Below are 7,909 nucleotides of genomic sequence, written 5' to 3'. Positions count from 1 at the left end.
GCCCTCGAACAACTCGCCCTCGTCTACCCCGAGCGCATCGAGCCCTACCTCTGACCCCGAGGACCCAACTCCTTACACACACAACTTGACAAGCTCTGGTGGTCATCCTCCGGTGGCCACCCCTCCGCTGGCCAGGTCGCAGTTCGCGGCCCCAAACGACCGAATACCGGCGCCAACTGCGACCCGAACAGCCACCGGCACCCCCAGGTCGCACTTCGCGGCCTCAAACGGCCAAATACCGACGCCAACTGCGACCTGAACAGCCACGGCCACCCCCGACACCCACCGCAACCGAACGCCCACACCACCGGCACCGCCAAGTCGCACTTCGCGGCCCCAAACGGCCAAATACCGACGCCAACTGCGACCCGAACAGCCACGGCCACCGCCAGGTCGCAGTTCGCGGCCCCAAACGGCCAAATACCGACGCCAACTGCGACCCGGACAGCCACCGGCACCAACAGCCGCACCACCACCGCCACCACCACCACCGCCACCGCCACCGCCGACACCGGACGGAGAGCACCGGACCCCGTGCCATGATCGAGGGATGCGCATCTCCGCTCGTGCCGAATACGCCGTGCGCGCGTGCGTGCTGCTCGCACGCGCGACCGAGCGCCTCGCCTCGCCGACGATCGCATCGGACGAGGGCATCCCCGCGAAGTTCCTCGAGGGCATCCTGACGTCCCTCGTGCGGGCCGGGATCGTGTCGAGCCGTCGCGGCGCCGGCGGCGGCTACGAGCTGGCCCGCCCGGCGGCCGAGGTGACCGTGGCCGACGTCATCCGCGCCGTGGATGGCCCTCTCGTCTTCGTCCGCGATCAGCGGCCATCCGACATGGCCGAGGAGGGCGCGCTCCTGCAGCTGTGGGTCGCGCTGCGCGCGAACGTGCGCAGCGTGCTCGAGGGGACGAGCCTCGCCGACCTCGCCGACGACCGGCTGCCGGCCGACGTCGCCGCGCTGACCGAGGACCCGGCCGCCTGGCAGAGCCCCTAGAGATCCGGTCTAGTCGGCGACGAGCGCGGGCTGCGCGGCCGGCGCCTCCGCGTCGGCCCTCTCGGCGCGACGCGCGATGAGGTGAGCGCGCACCGACCAGGCGACCGCCGCGGCCCACACGACGGCGATCCCGACGAGCGCGAGGTTCACCGTCGCGTCGCCCACCTCAAGGCTGCGCAGGATGGTCCGGGTGTTGGTCAGGACGATGATCCCGCCGACGAGGGACCCGAGGATGCGCGGCGGCAGCTTGCGCACGAGCCACGCGGCGAGGGGCGCGGCCGCGACGCCGCCCGCGAGGAGCGCGAGCACCCAGCCGAAATCGAAGCCCGCGGAGCCGAGGCCGAGGAGGAAGCCGAGCGATGCTGCGATCGCGACGAGGAACTCGCTCGTGTCGATCGTGCCGATGACCTTGCGCGGCTCGAGGCGGCCGCTCGAGAGGAGCGCCGGCGTGCCGACCGGGCCCCATCCGCCGCCGCCCGAGGCGTCGAGGAAGCCCCCGACGATGCCGAGCGGCGCGAGGAACGCGAGCGGGAGCGGCTTGTCGCTGCGGCGCTTCGGAAGGCCCTGCACGGTGAAGCGGATGAGGATGTAGGTGCCGAGGGCCAGGAGGATGCCCGACGTGAGCGGCGCGGCCGCCTCGGTCGACAGGCCCGAGAGGAACGTCGCGCCCGCGAAGGCGCCGAGCGCGCCGGGCACGCCGATCTTGAAGACGGTCTTCCAGTCGACGTTCCCGAAGCGCCAGTGCGAGATGCCCGACGCGAGCGTCGTGCCGATCTCCGCGAGGTGCACGGAGGCGCTGGCCGCCGCCGGCGCTGCGCCGATCGTGAGCAGCAGGGTCGTTGACGTGACACCGTACGCCATGCCCAGGGCGCCGTCGACGAGCTGAGCTGCGAAGCCTGCGAGGCCGATCAGGGCGAGGAGCACGAGTGTCTGCATGCCGACGACGCTAGGGGCTTTCCCCACCGTCGAGGTAGGACATTACGCACGGCCGTAACACAGCGCGTCATACGGCGACACATCCGGTCGCCGCGGGGCTCAGCGGAGGGCGCCGACCGACGCCAGGGCCATCCGGATGAGCGAGCCGCGCCCGCCCTCCATCTCCGCGGCGAGCGCGTCCGAGGCCGCCTCGTCGGGCGTGAGCCACGTGACCTCGAGCGCATCCTGCCGCGGCTCGCACGTGCCCGTCACGGGAACGACGAACGCGAGCGACACGGCGTGCTGACGGTCGTCGTGGAATGCCGTGACGCCCGGGATCGGGAAGTACTCCGCGACCGTGAAGGGCGTCGGCTGCGGCGGCAGCAGCGGGAACGCCATCGGCCCGAGGTCGTTCTCGAGATGCCGGAACAGCGCGTCGCGCACCGTCTCGCCGTAGCGGACGCGGCCGGAGACGATCGTGCGCTTGATCTCGCCCATGCTCGAGGCCCGCAGGAGGATCCCGACGTCGGTCACCTGGCCCACGCCATCCGTGCGCACCGGGATGGCCTCGACGTAGAGCATCGGAAGGCGGCGGCGCACGGCCTCGAGCTCGAACTCGCTCAGCCAGCCCGGGTTCGACGAGCCTCCCGGCACCGCGCCGATCCCGCTCGCACCCAGGTCGGATGGCAGCTGCGGCTCCTCGGGGAGCTCTTCGGGATCGGGGTCAGGCGTGCGGACCGGCATGCGTCCTTTCTACCCCGGATGTCGCCGACGTGCGTCACGATGGAGACCATGGAAGCGACGCCTGCTCTGGACGACGCCGTCGTGCGCTGGTCAGGAGAGCCCGACGGCCGGCCCGTGATCGTGCTGCTGCACGGCTACGGCGCCGACGAGAGCGACCTCTTCGGGCTCTCGACGATGCTGCCCGACGCCTTCGTGTACGCGGCGGTCCGCGCCCCGCTCGGGATGCCGTGGCCGCAGCCGGGCTACTCCTGGTACCCGATCGAGGGCCTCGAGGGCCGCTCGCCCGAGCGCACGACCGAGGCCGCCCGCCGCTTCCTCGAGTGGGTGGACGCGGCGCTCGGGCCGGATGCCATCGTGGGTCTCATCGGCTTCTCGCAGGGCGGCGCGATCTCGCTGCAGGCCATGCGGCTCGCCCCCGAGCGCTTCGCGTTCTGCGCGAATCTCTCGGGCTACGTCACCCCGGGCGAGCTCGAGGGAGACGCGGCGCTCGCCGAGCGGCGCCCTCCCGTCTTCTGGGGCCGCGGGACGCACGACACGGTCATCCCGGAGGGGCTCATCGTGCACACGACCGACTGGCTGCCCGCTCACGCCGACCTCGCCGGGCGCATCTACCCCGGCCTCGGGCACGCCGTGTCGCCGGCCGAGCTCGACGACCTGAGGGTGTTCCTCGAGAAGCGGATCTGACGCCGACCCTGGCGCGCCCGCGACGGAGTGTGTACAGTGGTCGGGTCCTGTCCCCGAGGTCTGGAGAATCCGTTGAAGCTGATCGACGCTCACGCGCTCACGCGCTGAACCGTCGACGCTCGCCGTTCTCCCTCGGAACAACCGGGCCGGCCCTTCTCTCGGACCCGCCTAGAGCCGTCCGCCGAAGTCCTTCGGCGAGCGTCCGGTGTCAGTGCATCCGCACACTCGCACACCGGAGGTCCCTCATGCCCGCTCTCACTCTCGATCACCTTTCCTTCATCTGGCCTGACGGCTCGGTCGCCCTGTCGGACGTGTCCGGCACGTTCGGCGACGGACGCACGGGCCTCGTCGGCCGGAACGGATCCGGCAAGTCCACGCTGCTGCGGCTCGCGGCCGGCGAGCTGACCCCGACCAGCGGCCACATCGTCCGCACCGGGGACATCGCCTACCTCCCGCAGCGACTCACACTCGATGTCGACCGCCCGGTCGCCGAGCTCCTCGGCATCGCCCGTCCGCTCGCCGCGCTGCGCGCGATCGAGTCGGGCGACGTCGACCCGGCCCACTTCGACGCCGTCGGAGACGACTGGGACATCGAGTCGCGCGCGCACGCCGCGCTCGCCGACGCCGGGCTCCCGCCCGAGGCGCTCGACCGCACGGTCGGGAGCCTCTCGGGAGGCGAGGCCGTCCTCGTGGCGATCGCGGGCATCCGCCTGCGCTCCGCTGCGATCACCCTGCTCGACGAGCCGACCAACAACCTCGACCGCGACGCGCGCCTCCGGCTGCACGACATGGTGCGGGGATGGCGCGGCGCGCTCGTCGTCGTGTCGCACGATCTCGAGCTGCTCGAGCTCATGGACGACACCGCCGAGCTGTACCGCGACGAGCTCAGCGTGTTCGGTGGCCCCTACTCCGCGTGGCGAGCGTGGCTCGACGCGGAGCAGGAGGCCGCCGCGCAGGCCGAGCGCGACGCGGACAAGGCGCTCAGGAAGGAGAAGCGCCAGCGCATCGAATCCGAGGTCAAGCTCGCCCGCCGCGCACGCACCGCGCGGAAGGCCGAGGCCGAGAAGCGCGTCCCGAAGATCGTCTCGCACGGCCGGCGGATGGCCGCTGAGGTGTCAGCAGGTCGTCTCAGCACCGAGATGCGCGAGAAGGAGTCGGCGGCCCGGGAGGCGCACGAGGCCGCGGAACGGCGCCTGCGCGACGACGACGCGGTGCGCATCGACCTGCCCGATCCGGGTGTGGCCGCCGGGCGCCGCGTCGCGACGATCGGCGACGGCGAGCGGTCGTGGGTCGTGCAGGGTCCCGAGCGCATCGCCCTGACCGGGCCGAACGGCGCGGGCAAGTCGACGCTGCTGCGGAGGCTGCTCGGCCTTCCGGTCGCGTGGTGCGACGAGGCCGCTCCGACGCCAGACGCCGAGCAGGCACCGCTCGGCGCGGGCCTGCACGCCGAGCTCCACGTCGAACACGTCGGGTACCTGCCGCAGCGGGTCGACGGTCTCGTCGAGGAGGCGTCGGTGCTCGACGCCGTGCGCGCGGCCGCGCCGGACACACCCGACCGCGAGCTGCGGAACCGCCTCGCGCGGTTCCTCCTGCGCGGAGCGACCGTCGAGCGCCCGGTGCGGACCCTCTCGGGCGGCGAGCGCTTCCGCGTGGCGCTCGCGCGGATGCTGCTGGCGGATCCGCCGCCGCAGCTGCTCGTGCTCGACGAGCCGACCAACAACCTCGACATCGACACGGCCGAGCAGCTGCTCGATGCGCTCCGCGCCTACCGGGGCGCGGTGCTCATCGTGAGCCACGACGAGTCCTTCCTCGCGCGGCTCGCTCCCGATGCGGTGCTCGAGCTGCGCGACGGCCGGCTGTCGGAGCGCGAGCTGGCCCCGGTCGCCTGACGGGCGACCGGAGAGGTGACGGCGGCGGCGCAGGCCGCCGCCGTCACCCGGTCACCACCAGTAGCCGTCGGAGGTGACCGTCACGGCGTCGCCGTCGATCTCGATGCCGCCGCTGAAGGAGATGTCGCGCTCCTCCGTGACCTCCTCGTCGTCTGAGAAGAAACCGGAGTCGATGTAGGTCGCCTCGGCGACGCCCTCCGAGGCGGTGAAGTACGTGCCGTCCTCCGCGATCTCGATCGACGGGTACGTCGCGATGCTCCACGTCACCGGGGTGTCGTCCGGATACACGTACACCTGGAACGGGCAGTCCTCGGGCTGCCCGACCGTCTGCTCGGCGCATCCGTCGAGGAGCGCCTTCACCTGCGCGTCGACCTCGTCCTGGAGCGCCGACGTCGGGCGGAAGTCGATCTCTGCGGCGCCGCCCTCGAAGCCCGCCGGACCTGCCGCGATCACGCGCACCGGAACGGCCTCGAAGAACGCCGACGAGGCGGGCTCGACGTCGTACGCGCCCGGATACACCGCGACGGTCGCCTGTCCGGACTCGTCGAACGGCACGTCCACGCCGCCGATCCGCGCGCCGCCGCCGTCGGCGTACACGAAGACCTCGGTCAGCAGCGGTGTCGCGACGCGCCAGCGCTCGAGCACGAGCCACTCGTTGTCGAGACGCTCCACCTCGAGCGACGCGCTCTGCTCGACGCCGTCGAGACGGTAGGTCACGTCGATGTATCGCACGTCTCCCTCGCCCGCACCATCCGCGACCTCGACGTCGGAGATGCGCTCCGCCGCGGCCGACAGCACCTCGTCGGTGAGGAACGCGCGCTCGGCGTTCGAGACGTTCGGGTCGACGAGCGCACTCGCGGCCTCCGCCTGTCCGTCGGCGATGAGGCCGACGTACTGCGCGACAGCGGCGGCGGGCCCCCGGCCGGCGTTCACGACCGACAGCGCGACGGCCGCGCCGACGCCGAGCACCGCCACCAGGGCCACGGCCCCGCCCGTCCACGCGAGCGCCTTCTTCGTGCGCGGGCTCATCGGAGCCGGCGGCGCCGACGGCGCGGCCGGAGTCGTCACCGCGGCCTCGCCGGCAGGGCCGCCCGCAACCGGCGCCGGCGCGCCCCCGGAGAGCCAGGTCGCGACGGCCGCGCGCCCGCCGATGACCTCGAGCAGGCGAGGCGAGAGCCCGTACACGAGCGCCGGCAGCACCTGCGCCCCGAACGAGATCGCGGCGGCCCACACGAGGAGGACGAGCAGCGACCACCACGCGATCGACAGGGCGACCGTCCCCTCGCCGGAGAAGAACATCATGCTGCCTGCCCCCGCGGCCGACGCGCCGAACAGCAGCAGCGCGAACACGATCCATCCGATCAGCGCGCCAGCCGGCAGCTGCCACATCCGCGCGAGGTCGACCTGCGCGCCGCGCGGCCGCCGCACTCCGATGCGCACCGCGGCGAGGACCGCCGTGACGAGCGCGACGAGCACGGCGAGCCACAGCCACCACTGCCCCGCGCCGAACACCGTGTAGAGCTCGCTCACGCCGCCGAAGCCGCTCGTGCCGGCGCTCGCCTCGATGCCGCCCAGCTGGGCGATCACCGCGAGGGCCGCGGCGACGTTCAGGCAGAGGACGAGAAGGAGCGGGATGGCGCCGGCCATGTCCTGCTGGACGAGCCAGATCGCGCCGCCGATGATCGCGAGCGGGGTGAACACCACCGCGAAGATCGTCGCGACCACGAGCGGCTCGCGGACGATCGCCGGAAGCGCCTCGACGTTCCGGCGGATGGCCGCCACCGGGCCTTCGCCCTGCGCGGTGCGGCGCCCGAGCTCGCGACCGAGGAAGCCGGCCGCGGTGAGGAGGACCGTGCCGACAGCGACGAGCCGGAAGCCCGCGCTCGTCAGCAGGAAGGATGATCCCGCCTCCTCGACCCGCGGCGACAGAATCGCGACGAGCAGGAGCAGGACGAGCGACGCGGCGAGTCCCGCCGCGGCGCTCGCGATGAGCCGATGCCACACGGTCTGCTGCGGATCGCGGCGTTCGAGACGCCACGACCACCACGCGGTCACGACGAGGACCGCGAGGGTGAGGACGAGCGGGAAGACCCATGCGGATCCGCCGCCGGACGCGCTGAACATGCCAGCGGATCCGCCCAGCTGCACGCTGATCTCGCCGCCCAGGACGAGTCCGGCGCACACGAAGACGAAGCCGATGAGCACGCCAGCGCCGGCGTCCGGCGAGGCGCTCGAGCCGCCCATGCTCTCGAACGCGTCGGCGAGGGGCGCGATCGCGGCGAGGGCGAGCAGGAGGCCGGCGACGATCGTCGTGCCGAGGGCGATCCCCGCGGTCGTGAGCGCGCCGATGAGAAGGGTGCGCGGCAGCTGTGTCGGGCGCAGCGACGGGAGGACCGCCGCGGGTGCGGCGGGCGCGGCGCCGTCGGGCGACGCGGCCTGCGGCGGCTCCGGCGGTCCGGGCTGAGGCGGCAGCGGCGGGACGGGCGGCGCCGGCGGATGAGGCGGGCCGGGCTTGACGGGCGGCTCGGGCTGGCCGGGCTCGACCGGCGGCTCGGGAGCCGGTTCAACGGGCGGGGCCGGCGCGGGCTCCGGCTCGACCGGCGGAACCGGCGGCTCGGGCTGGACGTCGTCCGAGGACGGCGGATGGTCGTTCATGGTCATGTGATTCCCCCCTCGTGGTGCG

The 7,909-nt window shown here is 73.1% G+C and carries 6 protein-coding genes; 3 read left to right on the top strand and 3 right to left on the bottom strand.

Features of this window, described 5'->3' with window-relative positions; genetic code table 11:
• The first annotated feature begins 550 nt into the window (after positions 1-550).
• The gene (locus PKE79_RS16245) at positions 551-994 is read left to right on the top strand and encodes an RrF2 family transcriptional regulator (RefSeq protein ID WP_271174752.1); all 444 of its coding nucleotides are present in this window, start codon (positions 551-553) and stop codon (positions 992-994) included.
• A 9-nt stretch (positions 995-1,003) separates the two neighbouring features.
• Here PKE79_RS16245 and PKE79_RS16240 read toward each other — a convergent pair whose 3' ends face one another.
• The gene (locus tag PKE79_RS16240) at positions 1,004-1,930 is read right to left on the bottom strand and encodes a sulfite exporter TauE/SafE family protein (RefSeq protein WP_271174751.1); all 927 of its coding nucleotides are present in this window, start codon (positions 1,928-1,930) and stop codon (positions 1,004-1,006) included.
• A 99-nt stretch (positions 1,931-2,029) separates the two neighbouring features.
• Positions 2,030-2,653, bottom strand: coding sequence for an NUDIX hydrolase family protein (locus PKE79_RS16235; protein ID WP_271174750.1), 624 nt, complete (start codon positions 2,651-2,653; stop codon positions 2,030-2,032).
• 48 nt (positions 2,654-2,701) lie between these two features.
• Here PKE79_RS16235 and PKE79_RS16230 point away from each other — a divergent pair, with 48 nt between their 5' ends.
• Positions 2,702-3,337 (top strand): alpha/beta hydrolase, encoded by a 636-nt coding sequence (locus tag PKE79_RS16230; protein WP_271174749.1) that lies wholly within the window; start codon positions 2,702-2,704, stop codon positions 3,335-3,337.
• 245 nt (positions 3,338-3,582) lie between these two features.
• A complete protein-coding gene (locus PKE79_RS16225; RefSeq protein WP_271174748.1) occupies positions 3,583-5,226 on the top strand; it encodes an ABC-F family ATP-binding cassette domain-containing protein in 1,644 nt (547 codons plus the stop codon).
• A 51-nt stretch (positions 5,227-5,277) separates the two neighbouring features.
• Here PKE79_RS16225 and PKE79_RS16220 read toward each other — a convergent pair whose 3' ends face one another.
• Positions 5,278-7,887: a hypothetical protein gene (locus PKE79_RS16220; protein ID WP_271174747.1), complete on the bottom strand. Its 2,610-nt coding sequence runs from the start codon at positions 7,885-7,887 to the stop codon at positions 5,278-5,280.
• Between the last annotated feature and the right edge of the window lie 22 nt (positions 7,888-7,909).

The organism is Microbacterium barkeri (genome assembly GCF_027921765.1).
Taxonomy (GTDB): domain Bacteria; phylum Actinomycetota; class Actinomycetes; order Actinomycetales; family Microbacteriaceae; genus Microbacterium; species Microbacterium barkeri.
Note: the sequence above shows the minus strand (reverse complement) of the source record. Positions and strands in the feature narration are given on the sequence as shown.

Coding starts and splice junctions, on each gene's coding strand:
- PKE79_RS16225 (WP_271174748.1), top strand. CDS start 3,583: ATGCCCGCTCTCACTCTCGATCACCTTTCCTTCATCTGGCCTGACGGC.
- PKE79_RS16220 (WP_271174747.1), bottom strand. CDS start 7,887: ATGACCATGAACGACCATCCGCCGTCCTCGGACGACGTCCAGCCCGAG.
- PKE79_RS16235 (WP_271174750.1), bottom strand. CDS start 2,653: ATGCCGGTCCGCACGCCTGACCCCGATCCCGAAGAGCTCCCCGAGGAG.
- PKE79_RS16240 (WP_271174751.1), bottom strand. CDS start 1,930: ATGCAGACACTCGTGCTCCTCGCCCTGATCGGCCTCGCAGGCTTCGCA.
- PKE79_RS16230 (WP_271174749.1), top strand. CDS start 2,702: ATGGAAGCGACGCCTGCTCTGGACGACGCCGTCGTGCGCTGGTCAGGA.
- PKE79_RS16245 (WP_271174752.1), top strand. CDS start 551: ATGCGCATCTCCGCTCGTGCCGAATACGCCGTGCGCGCGTGCGTGCTG.